This is a genomic window from Bifidobacterium [indicum] DSM 20214 = LMG 11587, from assembly GCF_000706765.1.
GTDB lineage: Bacteria > Actinomycetota > Actinomycetes > Actinomycetales > Bifidobacteriaceae > Bombiscardovia > Bombiscardovia coryneformis.
In genome coordinates, this window is the sequence record NZ_CP006018.1 from 788830 (window position 1) to 802367 (window position 13538).

The window sequence follows — 13538 nt, forward strand, 5'->3', positions numbered from 1 at the left end:
TGGCCCAGCAGGGCCACAGGCCTTACAGTAGTTGATAGGCAGAACCTGCAATAAGCAGGAATGCACCCAGCAGCAAGGAGCAGATCATGACCACAGTGGTGGATCAGGCCAAGGACCAGATGGACAAGACCATCGAGGCCACGAAGGAGAACTTCGCGGGTATACGGACCGGAAGGGCCAATCCCTCCTTCCTCAATGACATCATGGTGGACTATTACGGTGCTCCCACCCCGATCAAGGCTCTGGCCTCCATCGGTGTACCTGAACCCCGAACCCTGGCTGTGACCCCCTTTGATGCTTCTCAGGCCGGTGCGGTGGAGAAGGCCATCAGGGATTCCGATTTGGGCGTCAATCCGAACCGTGACGGAAACGTAATCCGGGTGACCATGCCCGAGCTGACCGAGGATCGTCGCCGCGACTATGTCAAGATCGCCAAGACCAAGGCGGAGGAAGGCAAGGTCGCCGTCCGCAATATCCGCCGTAAGGTCAAGGAGGATCTTGAAGCCAAGGTCAAGGATGGGGATCTTGGCGAGGATGAGGGCAACCGGCTCCAGAAGGAGCTGGAGACCGTCACCAAGCAGAAAAGCGACACGATTGACCAGCTGCTGGAAGCCAAGGAGAAGGAGATTCTCGAGGTCTGAACCACTCGGGAGAATCCACTGTTCATGAGCACTAAGGAAAGTTCCGCCGAGAAGGCAGGGCAGGATGCCGTCGCATCCCTGAACAAGCGGACCGGGCGCAACATGCCGCAGGCGGTGGCCACGGGTGCGCTTCTGGTCATTCTCATCCTGGCCTGCATCCTGATTCGTATAGACGCGTTCATCTACCTGATCGTCGTCTTCATGACCCTGGGTCTGTGGGAGCTCAGGGTGGACTTCGCCTCCGTCGGCTTACACATACCGGTGGTTGAGCTGTGGGTCTGCTCGGCTGCCACCATGCTGGCCTCTTTCTACGCATCGGATCACGTCGCAGTCATGACCGCTGGTGTCCTGACCACGGCCCTGGTCGGGGCTCTTGCGGCTACCCGCGAACATCATCTTGGAGGTCGTCTGGTCAAGGCCGTGGATGCCAAGTTGTCCGGGAAGAATGCCGATACGATGGCAGATGCTTCATATGCTGGCGATACGGTCTCATCGCGCTCAAATACAGTCGCGAACGTGGGTGTCACCATCCTAACCGTCGTCTACGTCACCCTCCTGGCCTGCTTGATCACCCTGCCGATCTCCTTAGGAGGACACCCGGCCGCCCACGCCTTCATGGTGATCTTCCTGCCGGCTCTGAGCGACATCGGTGGTCTCCTCTTCGGATCCCTCTTCGGCAAACACAAAATTTCGCCCCGCATCTCGCCGAGTAAGTCCCTGGAGGGGTTGGCCGGTTCCATGCTTTGCTGCCTGATAGGAGCCTTGGTCATCTTTGCGTCAACCTACCCCTCGGCGCAGTGGGGCCGGATATGGTGGGTGGCCCTGGTCATGGGCGTCATGGTGGGAGTGACAGGCACTGTCGGCGACCTGAGTGCATCACTGATTAAGCGTGACCTCGGCATCAAGGATATGGGCCATCTGCTCAAGGGGCACGGCGGGGTTTTGGACAGGGTGGATTCCATCCTTATGTCTGCGCCCTTCATCACCCTTGTCCTTTTGGTCACCGGCCTGTGACCGGGAAAGATGGTCCGATTCACATGTGCATCTCCTGGTGTCTTCGGGTGAGCGGCACCAACCCTTGTAAACAGCAGATACTTGATGAGGTAGAGGTATGACAGACCTTGAGGTGACCGGTACCGAACCTGAGACCGGCATTACCCCGGGAGGCAGGGACGGTGCCTTCAGAGACGTCCTGGCGGCGGACCATGCCCGAAGGGGCAAACCGCCGCGCCACTTCACGGACATGGATGAGCAGGAGCGGCAGGAAGTATGTACCGGAATGGGACTGCCGAAATTCCGCGTTTCACAGCTTGCCAACCATTACTTCAATCATCTCTCCACGGACCCGGCTGATTTCACTGATTTCCCGGCCGCAAGCCGTGCAGAGGCCGCGCAGCGCTTCTTCCCGGAGTTGATTACCCCGGTCACTGTACAGGAAGCTGATCGGGGAACGACCATCAAGACCCTTTGGGAGCTCTTCGACGGCTCGCGGATCGAGTCGGTACTGATGCGCTATCCCTCCAGGGCCACCCTGTGTATCTCCAGCCAGGTTGGTTGCGGCATGGGTTGCCCCTTCTGTGCAACCGGCCAGTTGGGACTGACCAGGAACATGTCGACAGGCGAAATCCTCGAGCAGGTCAGGGCAGCCTCCCGGATGATGCAGTCAGGCCAGGTCGCCGGTGGTCCGGGTCGTCTGAGCAACATCGTCTTCATGGGGATGGGGGAGCCCATGGGGAACTACAAGGCCGTCCTTTCTGCAGTGAGGCAAATCAGCGCTCTTCCACCCAAGGGATTCGGCATCTCGGCCAGGAATATCACCGTCTCGACGGTCGGTGTGGTCCCTGGTATCCGCAAGCTGATCAACGAGGGGATTCCGGTCCGTTTGGCCGTATCCCTCCATGCTCCCAGCGACAAGCTTCGTGATGAACTGGTTCCCATGAACCGACGCTTCAACACCGCCCAGGTCCTGGACGCGGCACACGATTACTATCTGGCAAGTGGCAGGCGTGTGAGCATCGAGTACGCTCTGATGCGCGGCATCAACGACCAGGCCGAGCATGCCCAGCTTCTGGCCAAGCGGCTTAACCACTACGGGGACGACTGGGCACATGTCAACCCCATACCGTTGAACCCGATTGAAGGATCGCGCTGGACAGCATCCAAGCCGGAAGACGAGAAACGCTTCCTGGACATCCTCCACAAGGCGGGTATCGCTGCAACCATGAGGGATACGCGTGGATCGGATATTGATGGTGCCTGTGGGCAGCTCGCTGCCAAGTCCATCAAGCTGCAGGCCTGATGAGGCAGGTTCGCACTCCGGATACTCCCGGTTTGCAATGTGGACGCGCTTTGATGGCTGAAGGGTAGGGGCGATAGAATGCCATTCAGGCGCTTGATTCGGGGAGGAAGGTGGATGGCATGACGGTAGCGGTTCGTGTCATTCCCTGTCTGGATGTCGATCAGGGCCGTGTGGTCAAGGGTGTCCATTTCAAAAATCTGCGAGACGCAGGGGACCCTGTCGAGTTGGCATCCGCTTACTACAAGCAGGGTGCCGACGAACTGACCTTTTTGGATGTTACTGCGTCGGGGAATGGTCGGGCCACCATGGTGGACCTGGTCAGACGAACCGCCGACCAGATTTTCATCCCTCTGACGGTCGGTGGAGGTGTGCGTACCCCCGAGGACGTCGACACCTTGTTGCGATCAGGTGCCGATAAGGTCGGTATCAACACGGCAGCCATTGCAAACCCGCAGGTCATTGGTGACATAGCCAAGCGTTTTGGGCGTCAGGTTCTCGTCCTTTCAGTGGACGCCCGCCGTTCCGATGCGGAAGGAATCACTTCAGGATACGAAGTGACCACCATGGGAGGGCATCGGTCCACGGGCATCGATGCCATTGATTGGGTTAAGCGGGCTCAGGAGCTGGGAGCAGGTGAAATTCTGCTCAATTCCATGGATGCGGATGGTACCCGTCAAGGGTTCGATCTTGAGATGATCTCCGATGTGCGCAAGGCCGTCACCCTGCCTCTTATCGCCAGTGGCGGTGCCGGCCGGGCAGCCGATTTTCCTCCAGCTGTCAAGGCAGGGGCCGACGCGGTTCTTGCGGCTTCTGTTTTCCACTTCGGCCAGGTTTCCATCGAGGATGTCAAACAAGCGCTCCATGCGGCCGGATACCCGGTTCGATGGCAGGCCTGACCGGATCTGTTGGAATTCCGGCGCAACGAGGATTATCCAATCCGAGCGCAAAAACCGAACCATGGAAGACGGGTAGCCCGGGATTGGTCGGGCAAATCACTTGAACCAAGGAGGTTGGGGACCGATGTCACAGTCTTCGGACGATAGGGGACCGCAGTTGGACCCGGCCATAGCGGCCCGGCTCAAGAAAGATTCATTGGGTCTGGTGACCGCTGTCATCCAGCAGTACGACAGTCGTCAGGTGCTTATGGTGGGATATATGAATGAAGAGGCCCTCAGACGAACCATGAGCACAGGGAGGGTCACCTTCTGGTCCCGCGCCCGACAGGAGTACTGGTGCAAGGGGGATACCTCCGGACACGTCCAGTATGTAAAGGGGGTTAGCCTGGACTGTGACGGTGACGCCCTTCTTGTCGAGGTCGACCAGGTAGGTGCGGCCTGCCATACAGGGACGAGGTCATGCTTCGAGGCGGGAGGACCCCTGCCGGCTGTCAAAGGCGGCCTTGGTCAGGCGGATATTCCTGGCGTGGAGGGGGAGTCGCGTGCAGAAAGACGCTAAGGTTGTGCAGGTGAAACAGAGGATGTTGGAGGGAAGGGCTCTATGACTGTCTTGGACGAACTGGTGGCCGGTGCCGTGGAGGATGCCAGGGCCCGGGTACGGGAGATTCCCCTGGAGAAGCTCAAGGAGCAGGTCGGGGGGATGAAGCGTAGACCGCTGGACGTCGCCCGCCTTCTCAAGGAGAGCGCCGGCATCCCGGTCATTGCGGAAATCAAGCGTGCTTCCCCCTCCAAGGGGTATCTTGCCGATATCAAGGATCCCGCCGCCCTTGCCCGTCAGTATGCCAACGGAGGGGCCGCGGCCATATCGGTCCTGACTGAAGGCAGGCGATTCCTGGGGTCCTTGGATGACCTCCGTAAGGTCAGGGAGGCCGTGGGCATCCCCGTCCTCAACAAGAACTTCATCGTCTCCGATTATCAGGTCTGGGAGTCCAGGGCCAACGGGGCCGACATGATCCTCCTGATTGTGGCCGCCCTGGACGACACCAGGCTCAAGCACCTGCTTGCCCTGGCCGAGAGCCTGGGATTGACCGCTCTGGTCGAGACCCATGATCGTGAGGAGATCGAGCGGGCGATTGCGGCTGGTGCCAAGGTAATCGGTATTAATGCCAGGAACCTGAAGGACCTGAGCGTCGATGTGGACCAGTATGCACGCTTGGCCGCCAACCTGCCTGCGGATGTCGTCAAGGTGGCGGAATCCGGGGTTTTCGGAACGGTTGAACTTGAACAGTATGCCAGGGCCGGGGCCGACGCGGTCCTGATCGGCGAGGGTCTGGTCACCGCCCAGGACCAGGAGGGGGCGGTCAGGGTGCTGGTCCAGGCCGGTCACAAGTTCAAGGCCGCTGAGGCCTTGCCCTTCTCGACTCATGACGGTCCGTACTTCGGCCCCTACGGCGGACGGTACATCCCCGAGGCTCTGGTGGGTGCACTGGACGAATTGGAAAGGGTCTACAAGGACGCCAAGGCTGATTCGGCCTTCCAGGCGGAGCTGAGCAGACTCAACCAGGTTTACGTCGGCAGGCCCTCCGCTCTGACCCCTGCCCCCCGGTTCGCCAAGCTGATCAGTGATCGCGTCGGTGGTCAGGTCAGGGTCTTCCTGAAGAGGGAGGACCTGAACCATACGGGAGCCCACAAGATCAACAACGCCCTGGGGCAGGGTCTGCTGGTCAAGCGTATGGGGAAGAAACGTGTCATTGCCGAGACCGGTGCCGGTCAGCATGGGGTGGCCACGGCCACCGTCTGCGCCCTCCTCGGCTTGGAGTGCCGGATATACATGGGGCAGATAGATGCCCAAAGGCAGGCTCTGAACGTGGCCAGGATGCGGATGCTGGGCGCCGAGGTCGTCGAGGTGACCACGGGGACCAGGATACTCAAGGATGCCATCAACGAGGCCCTGCGCGACTGGGTGACCAATGTGGAGACAACGCACTACCTCCTGGGTACGGTTGCAGGCCCCCACCCCTTCCCGACCATTGTCAGGGATTTCCAGAAGATCATCGGTGAAGAGGCGTCCGGACAGCTCTCCGCTTACGGCATCGACCACCCTGACGGTGTGGTGGCCTGCGTTGGTGGAGGTTCCAACGCCATCGGCATCATGAACACCTTCCTGGATGATTCCCGCGTCTCTCTCTATGCCTACGAGGCCGGTGGAAACGGGCCCAAGAGCGGCAAGCACGCCATCCGCCTGACGCCTGGAACAGGTCAGGTCGGTGTCTTTCAGGGGGCGAAGTCCTACCTCCTGGAGGACGAACAGGGCCAGACCGTGGACACCTACTCGATTTCAGCAGGTCTGGATTACGCCTCGGTCGGACCGGAACATGCCTGGTTGCGCGACATCGGCCGGGTCAAGTACGACTATGCGACCGACCAGGAAGCCATGCAGGCCTTCAGGGAACTCTGCCGGACCGAAGGCATAATCCCGGCTCTGGAGTCCTCGCATGCCCTGGCTGGTGCCAGCAAAGCCGCAGCGGATCTCCTTTCAAAGGGAGTCAAGGATCCCGTGATTCTGATCAACATCTCCGGCAGGGGCGATAAGGATATGGACACCGCGGGTAGGTGGTTCGGCTATCTGGCCGAGGACGAGGCCGGAACCCCGGAATCCGATGGCGGACATGACCAGAACGGTCGAGTGGATGAGGAGGCCCGATGATGGTCAACCAGTCAAAGCAGGAATCACCCGCCCAGCCCAGGGGTTTCAGCCGTGCGATCAGTCCGGTGGCGACCACCCTGGAGACCCTCCGTCAGGAGGGCAGGCCTGCCTTCATCGGCTACTTCCCGTACGGATTCCCCGACGTGCCCACATCCTTGGAGGCCATGCGGGTCATGGTCCAAAACGGGGTCGATATCGTTGAAATTGGACTGCCCTACAGCGACCCTGTCATGGATGGCCCGGTGATTCAGGCCGCCAGCAAGTGCGCCATCGACAATGGGGTCAAGGTTGAGGGTGTTTTCGAGGCGGTACAGCAGGTCCAGGAGGCCGGGGCAAAGGCCCTGGTCATGAGCTACTGGAACCTGATCATGCACCACGGTGTGGCAACCTTTGCCCAGCGCATGGCTGAGGCTGGCGGGGCTGGACTGGTCACTCCTGATTTGATTGTCGACGAATCGGGGGAGTGGATAGAACAGTCTGACCGGTATGGCCTTGACCGAATCTATCTTGTCTCGCCTGATTCGACTGATGAGCGTCTGCAGCTCACGGCCCGTGCAGCCAGAGGATTTGTCTACGCAACCTCTCGGATGGGAGTGACCGGGGAAAGAGCAAGCGTATCCGAGTCGGCAGAAGCACTGGTGGCGAGGGTCAGGCAGGCTGGAGCTCCGTACGTATGCGTGGGCATAGGCGTTTCGACCGTTCGACAGGCCTCCCAGGTCGGTACCTATTCGGACGGGGTCATAGTCGGGTCGGCTCTTGTGCACTGCTTCCTGGATGACCAGGGCAGACCACGCAGGGACCGCAGGCAGGCACTGGATGCCCTGGCTTCGACCTGCTCCGATCTGCATTGGGGAATTTCCCAGTCCAAGAAGTGAGCGGGCTGTAAAGCCCAGGGTCTAAACTGTGGGCCTTATGACGCTTGCCTACATTCCATCGCCAGGGGTATCCAGCATTCATCTGGGCCCGGTCACAATACGGTTCTACGCATTGACCATGCTCCTGGCCATCATTGTGGCCGCCTGGATCACGGCCCGCCGCTGGAAAAAGGAGGGCGGCCGGTCCGATCAGATTCTGGACATCGCCATCTGCGCGGTTCCCGCCGGCATTATCGGCGCACGGCTCTACCACGTTGTCACCACGCCCGAGCGGTACTTCGGGGCCAATGGCAACCCGGCAAATATCCTACGAATCTGGCAGGGCGGCCTGGGCATCTGGGGGGCCGTGCTCCTTGGGGCCTTGGCGGCATGGGCCTGGTGCCGTCACAAGAACTATCCGACCGCCCTCCTGGCGGATAGTGTGGCCCCCGCACTCCTGGTTGCCCAGGCCATTGGGCGGTTGGGCAATTGGTTCAACCAGGAGCTGTACGGTGCTCCGACCACCCTTCCTTGGGGTCTGAAGATCGATGCTGCAGGTTCCGCCATCGGCAGTAGTGAACAGTGCTATGACGGGGCCACCTGTCCTGTCGGCACCCTGTTCCATCCGACGTTCCTGTATGAGATGATTTGGAATCTGATCGGTGCCGCCCTCTTGGTATGGGTGGGACACAAGGCGGTGAAGGTACTCAAGGCCGGTTCCCTGTTTGCCCTCTATGTGATGTGGTACACATTGGGCCGCACCTGGATCGAGTCACTTCGTATCGACTTCGCGCACGAGTTCCTCGGTGTGAGAGTCAATGTCTGGGTTTCCGTGGTGGTCTTCATCCTGGCGGGTATCGCTCTTGTGATTATTGCTCGCACAGGCAAGCCGACCCCTCTGCTATCTGAAAAACTGCGAACCATCACCGAGTTGGAGGAACGTCAGGAGGCCCAGGCCGAGGGAAGACGGGACAAGGGTGACGGAGCCAAGGCCAAGGATGCGGACATCAGGGACATGAATTAGTTCCACAGGTCTGTCGTACACCCTAGAATAATCTTCATGAGCATTCAGATAGCACCTAGCATCCTGTCCGCCGATTTCGCCAACCTGGAGAGGGACCTCAGGGCCATTGCCAACGCCGATATGGTCCATGTCGATGTGATGGACCACCACTTTGTTCCCAACCTGACGCTTGGTGAGCCCGTGGTGGAACGCATCTGCCAGGTGACGGATCTTCCGGTGGATGTGCATCTGATGATCGAGGATCCCGATCGCTGGGCTCCGGAATTCGCCAAGCTGGGCGTTGCATCCGTCACTTTCCATACAGGGGCTGTCCATGCTCCTGTCCGGCTGGCACGCCAATTGCACGACATGGGGGTCAAGGCCTGCCTGGCCGTGCGTCCTGCCGAACCGGTCGAGCCGATTTTCGACATTCTCGACGAGTTTGACATGATTCTGGTCATGACCGTGGAGCCGGGCTTTGGCGGGCAAAAGTTCCTGGACAATCAGATGGCCAAGACCCGTCGTCTCCGTGACCAGATAACCGCACGGGGACTGGATACCCGCATCCAGGTGGATGGCGGAGTGAGCCCCGCTACGGCACCAATCGTGGCAGAGGCGGGAGCCGATGTCCTGGTGGCGGGTTCAGCCGTATATGGTGCAGATGACCCGGCCAAGGCCATCGACCAGATTCGGCAGGCCGCCCAGGAGAGCTATAGGGACTGATTGGTCCATGGGGAGAATGGGGATGACCAGATGAAGACCTTCGAGGAGCTGTTCGAGGAACTCTCGACTAAGGCCGAGTCCCGCCCGGCAGGTTCGCTGACCGTGGACGAGCTGGACAAGGGTACGCATTTCATCGGTAAGAAGATTGTCGAGGAGGCCGGGGAAACCTGGATTGCGGCCGAGTACGAGGGCGCGGACAGGACGGCCGAGGAGATGAGCCAGCTGCTGTATCATCTACAGGTCATGATGATTGATCGGGGCATCAGCCTGGAGGATGTATACAGGCATCTGTGAGCCTTCCACCATCCCGTCGTAGAATCACTTCCGCTCTATAAGGAGGTTGCCGTGCTGAAGGTCGCGGTGCCCAACAAGGGTATGTTGTCACAGCCTGCATGGAGGCTGCTGTCGGAGTCCGGCTACCGTTTGCGCTCCAATGACCGGCAACTGGTGGTTGAGGATGCGGACAACGGTATCGAGCTCTTTTACCTCCGCCCGAACGACATAGCGGTCTATGTTGGCCTGGGCACCGTCGATCTGGGCATTACCGGTCGTGATCTCCTCCTGAACTCCGGCACCCGCGCGGTCGAGACCATGCAGTTGGGATTCGGTGCCTCCACTTTCAGATTTGCAGCCCCGGAATCCAGTCCTGTCAAATCCCTTGAGGACGTGGACGGCAAGCGGATCGGGACCTCCTTCGATCGTCTGCTTGAAGACTATCTGGCCGGCAAGGGTCTCAAGGCAGAGCTGATCCACCTGGACGGGGCTGTGGAGTCCTCGGTCCAGCTCGGAGTGGCAGACTTGATTGCCGATGTGGTCTCCACCGGAACCACCCTGCGCAATGCGGGACTTCGGGTTTTTGGTGACCCCATCCTCCATTCGGAGGGAATTCTCATCAGGTCGCCGCACCTGAAGCCTGATGATGAACGCTTGTCCGTCCTGTCTCGCAGGCTGGAGGGGGTTCTGACCGCCCAACGTTATGTGCTGATGGATTACGACATTCCGGTCGAACGTGTTGCTGAAGCCGTCGGTATCACCCCCGGTTTCGAGTCGCCAACGGTCTCGCCCCTGCATGACAAGCAATGGGTGGCAGTCAGGGCTATGGTCCCGAAGGACCAGGTCAACAACCTCATGGACCGTCTCTATGGTGTCGGTGCGCGCGCCATTATCGTAACGGCCCTGCAAGCCTCTAGAATGTAGCATGATGGCTCTGATCGATCGAATCTCACGCAGCAGGTACAGTCCCGAACCCAGGTCGGTGATTCTCACCGTGCCGAATGTCATCAGCCTGCTTCGCATCTGTTCCATACCCCTCATCGCCTATCTGGTAGCCAATCGCCACCTGATTATCTCGCTGGTGGTTCTGCTTATATCCGCCTTGTCGGATGGGGTGGACGGCATCATTGCCCGACGCTTCAACCAGGTGAGCAAGTTGGGGCAGATTCTTGACCCGGTGGCCGACCGGTTGCTTATTCTTTGCTCGATTCTGGCTCTGAGCATGGCCAATATCCTGCCCTGGTGGCTTATGGTCCTGGTGGGTGTCAGAGATGTTCTCCTGGGTATTCTGACACTGGTCCTGGCCCAGCATGATTACGGCCCCCTTCCTGTTCACTTCGCCGGGAAGACCGGCACGGCGGTCCTGATGCTGGCCATACCCGCGCTGATTTTTGCCGATGTGGGCCACAACATGTTCTTCCGTGTCTTCCACCTGGTGGCTCTGGGCGCCGTCATTTGGGGCGTGGCGCTTTACTGGCTTGCCGGGTTGATATATGCCTATCAGGGAATAGGCCTCCTTAGGGCGGACAGTACCCATGACTGAGCCCAGGCTGACTCCGGACTCCTTCCCAGTACCGCCCGACCGGGCCTTGATCCACCGGAGGGCGGTCTTTTCGCATTCGACGGCCAATCTGGGAACAAGGTATGTGGACCTTCCGACGGAGACGGTTGCGGTGGCGGCGACTCGACGCAGGCGCATGGCCGACGAGTCCCTGAGACTGATTGATGATCTGACCAACCGGCCCATGGACCCCATGTTCGAAGATGCCCGGCTTCTGCCTCGGGAGGGTCGTTCGACCTTCAGCATCTGGTTCAACAGGGTTCTCGTCTTCGTCATCTGTCTCGTGGTGGGTTTGGCCGGCACAGGTATCGTTCAGGTGCTGCATAAGGATCCTCGTCAGAAGGTCCGCGAGAAACTGATCACCCAGGTAGAGGTGGTAAACAAGCGTTCCGACGGGCTCTCCGATGATATATCGTCACTCAGGGGACAGATCGACGGTCTTTCTTCCGAGGCCGGTGCTTCTGCCGTCGGTAGGACCCAGGCAAATGATGACGTAGCCAACGGGTCCTCCCGCGTCAAGGGGGACGGTATTGTCCTGAACCTGGCCAACCCCATTTCTTCCAAGGATTCTCCCGAAAAGAACGACCAGATCAAAACGGTGACCGATCAGGACCTCCAGTGGTTCCTGACCAAGCTCTGGTCCGCCGGGGCCGAAGCCATAGCCATCAACGGGAACCGAATCGGTACGCAGACCTCAGTCAGGACGGCCGGGCAGACGATTCTTGTGGGGACGACCTCCATCCAGGCCCCATACCAGATCGAGGCCATCGGCGATCAGTCCAGTCTGGAGAGCATCCTCGACCGTGAGGACCTGCAGGGAAGGCTCAGCGGCTTCAAGAAGGCCAATATCACGGTCAACATCTCCAAGGAGAACGACATCACCATGAATGCAGTCGGGCTTCCCAACCTTTCCTATGCCAAAAGGAGTCAGTGATTATGGCGGCAATTCTCGGACTGGTCCTAGGGGTTGTAGCGGGTATCTTCCTGCAACCCGACATACCCATCGGACTGCAACCCTACCTCCCCATCATGGTGGTGGCGGCCCTGGATGCCCTGATGGGGGCTGTCCGCTCCTATTTCGAGCGCAGCTTTTCCGACAGGGTCTTCGTGGTCTCCTTCATATCGAACGTCATCACCGCGACCCTCCTGGTCTTCCTGGGCAATCAGCTGGGTGTCGGATCCCAGCTCTCCACGGCCGTGATTGTGGTCCTGGGCATCCGCATCTTCTCCAACGTCTCTTCCATCCGTCGTTTCATCTTCAAGGGATGACCGCAATATGAGGCACAGCAGAAAAGACAATGCGGGCGATATGCCCGTGAGCATCCCGCCGAAGACCAAGGTGCAGGTGCATACCAGCGACGATGACATCGAGACCGGCGCCTTTCCTGTGGTTCGCCGCAAGCCACCCAAGTCGCTCAACGCCAATGCCACGAGGGTCAGGATCATTACCAGTGTCCTGGTGGCCCTGATGTGTGCACTACTGGGGTTCGGGTATGCCGTCCAGGTTCACAACAACCGGTCGTCCTATGAGACCCTTTCCGAAGAGGAGCTTGTCCGCCTCCTGGATGAGACCAGCACCCAGGTCGACAAGCTGGAAGAGCGCAAGAGCCAGCTCAACCAACAGCTGACGTCCATCAAATCGGCCGCGGATAAGCAAAAAGAGGCGGCCAGGGTGGCACAACAGAACGAGCAGAACTCGGGCATCCTATCCGGGCGGCTTCCGGCTCAGGGCAGGGGAGTGACCATCACCATTTCCGAAACCTCGGACAGGATTGATGCATCGACCATGTTCAACCTGATCGAGGAGCTGCGTAATGCCGGCGCCGAGGTCATTTCCTTCGGCGATGTGCGCGTCGTTACCAGTACCTACTTCCTGGATACCAAGTCGGGTCTGCAGTGTGACGGAAGAAAGATGGCGGCGCCCTATACAATCAAGGCGATAGGGGACCCGGATGCCCTTCAGAACGCCATACAGATCGCGGGTGGAGTCGGTTCCAGGATCAAGGTCCAATACCATGCCTCAATCAGCGTCGAACAGTCCGATAGTGTCAAAATCGACCAGGTTCGCCGCGGCCAGGATTATCAGTACGCAAAGACTGTAGAATAGAGGACTATGACAGAACCTATTCCAACTGCGGGTGAGACCACCGTCATCGGCATGCCCGCACTGAACATCCCGGTGACGTCCAATGGTGACAGGCCTCTGACCAAGGATGACCTGGAGACGATGGCCCGTCTGCCCGAAGGGACGGCCCTGCTCATTTCGACCAGGGGTGCGGTGTCGGGTTCCCGATACCTGCTTGATCAGGACCAGGTGAGCGTGGGCAGGGATCCCAAGGCGGATATTCTCCTTGATGATTCCACGGTCTCCCGGACCCACGCCATTTTCAGGAAGGTGCCCAATGGCTTTCAGGTCCAGGACACGGGAAGCCTGAACGGAACCTACGTCAACCGCGAACGGGTTGAACAGGCCGATCTTCATAATGGCGACGAGATCATGATTGGCAAGTTCCGGCTTGTCTTTTTTGACAACACGGCGGTTGCATCCAGGTAGTGATCGTTTCTGCAGGGCAGGGGGAGA

Annotated in this window: 16 protein-coding genes; all 16 read left to right on the top strand. The window is 59.4% G+C overall.

From position 1 onward, the window contains the following. Positions 1 to 86 precede the first annotated feature (86 nt). The gene (gene frr / locus BINDI_RS02965) at positions 87 to 641 is read left to right on the top strand and encodes a ribosome recycling factor (RefSeq protein WP_033489998.1); all 555 of its coding nucleotides are present in this window, start codon (positions 87 to 89) and stop codon (positions 639 to 641) included. Between the two features lie 24 nt (positions 642 to 665). Further along, positions 666 to 1655 carry a phosphatidate cytidylyltransferase gene (locus tag BINDI_RS02970; protein ID WP_033489999.1) on the top strand — a complete coding sequence of 330 codons (990 nt, stop codon included), beginning with the start codon at positions 666 to 668 and terminating at the stop codon, positions 1653 to 1655. Between the two features lie 97 nt (positions 1656 to 1752). Beyond that, complete coding sequence (gene rlmN, locus BINDI_RS02975; RefSeq protein ID WP_033490000.1) at positions 1753 to 2940, top strand: dual-specificity RNA methyltransferase RlmN; 1188 nt, start codon at positions 1753 to 1755, stop codon at positions 2938 to 2940. Positions 2941 to 3059: 119 nt separating this feature from the next. After that, entirely contained in the window at positions 3060 to 3836 is a 777-nt protein-coding gene (gene hisF / locus BINDI_RS02980) for an imidazole glycerol phosphate synthase subunit HisF (RefSeq protein ID WP_033490001.1), read from the top strand. 124 nt (positions 3837 to 3960) lie between these two features. Next, a complete protein-coding gene (hisI, locus tag BINDI_RS02985) occupies positions 3961 to 4395 on the top strand; it encodes a phosphoribosyl-AMP cyclohydrolase (protein WP_033490003.1) in 435 nt (144 codons plus the stop codon). 42 nt (positions 4396 to 4437) lie between these two features. After that, positions 4438 to 6543: a tryptophan synthase subunit beta gene (trpB, locus tag BINDI_RS02990; protein ID WP_033490005.1), complete on the top strand. Its 2106-nt coding sequence runs from the start codon at positions 4438 to 4440 to the stop codon at positions 6541 to 6543. Then, positions 6543 to 7418, top strand: a complete 876-nt coding sequence (gene trpA / locus BINDI_RS02995; RefSeq protein WP_033490847.1) for a tryptophan synthase subunit alpha — start codon at positions 6543 to 6545, stop codon at positions 7416 to 7418. Before trpB ends, trpA begins: the two co-directional genes overlap by 1 nt. 37 nt (positions 7419 to 7455) lie before the next feature. Beyond that, positions 7456 to 8421, top strand: a complete 966-nt coding sequence (lgt, locus tag BINDI_RS03000; protein WP_052108712.1) for a prolipoprotein diacylglyceryl transferase — start codon at positions 7456 to 7458, stop codon at positions 8419 to 8421. Between the two features lie 36 nt (positions 8422 to 8457). Continuing rightward, the gene (rpe, locus tag BINDI_RS03005) at positions 8458 to 9123 is read left to right on the top strand and encodes a ribulose-phosphate 3-epimerase (protein ID WP_033490006.1); all 666 of its coding nucleotides are present in this window, start codon (positions 8458 to 8460) and stop codon (positions 9121 to 9123) included. A 30-nt stretch (positions 9124 to 9153) separates the two neighbouring features. Beyond that, the gene (locus tag BINDI_RS03010) at positions 9154 to 9417 is read left to right on the top strand and encodes a phosphoribosyl-ATP diphosphatase (RefSeq protein WP_033490849.1); all 264 of its coding nucleotides are present in this window, start codon (positions 9154 to 9156) and stop codon (positions 9415 to 9417) included. Positions 9418 to 9468: 51 nt separating this feature from the next. Beyond that, on the top strand, positions 9469 to 10320 hold the full coding sequence (gene hisG, locus BINDI_RS03015) for an ATP phosphoribosyltransferase (protein WP_033490007.1): 852 nt from the start codon (positions 9469 to 9471) through the stop codon (positions 10318 to 10320). A gap of 4 nt (positions 10321 to 10324) precedes the next feature. Further along, complete coding sequence (locus BINDI_RS03020) at positions 10325 to 10939, top strand: CDP-alcohol phosphatidyltransferase family protein (RefSeq protein WP_033490850.1); 615 nt, start codon at positions 10325 to 10327, stop codon at positions 10937 to 10939. Continuing rightward, positions 10932 to 11891 carry a DUF881 domain-containing protein gene (locus tag BINDI_RS03025; RefSeq protein ID WP_033490009.1) on the top strand — a complete coding sequence of 320 codons (960 nt, stop codon included), beginning with the start codon at positions 10932 to 10934 and terminating at the stop codon, positions 11889 to 11891. The genes BINDI_RS03020 and BINDI_RS03025 overlap by 8 nt, the downstream gene beginning before the upstream one ends. Positions 11892 to 11893: 2 nt before the next feature. Continuing rightward, entirely contained in the window at positions 11894 to 12226 is a 333-nt protein-coding gene (locus BINDI_RS03030) for a small basic family protein (protein WP_033490011.1), read from the top strand. Between the two features lie 40 nt (positions 12227 to 12266). Then, entirely contained in the window at positions 12267 to 13064 is a 798-nt protein-coding gene (locus BINDI_RS03035) for a DUF881 domain-containing protein (RefSeq protein ID WP_045921781.1), read from the top strand. Positions 13065 to 13070: 6 nt separating this feature from the next. Then, entirely contained in the window at positions 13071 to 13511 is a 441-nt protein-coding gene (locus BINDI_RS03040) for an FHA domain-containing protein (RefSeq protein WP_033490012.1), read from the top strand. Positions 13512 to 13538 lie beyond the last annotated feature (27 nt).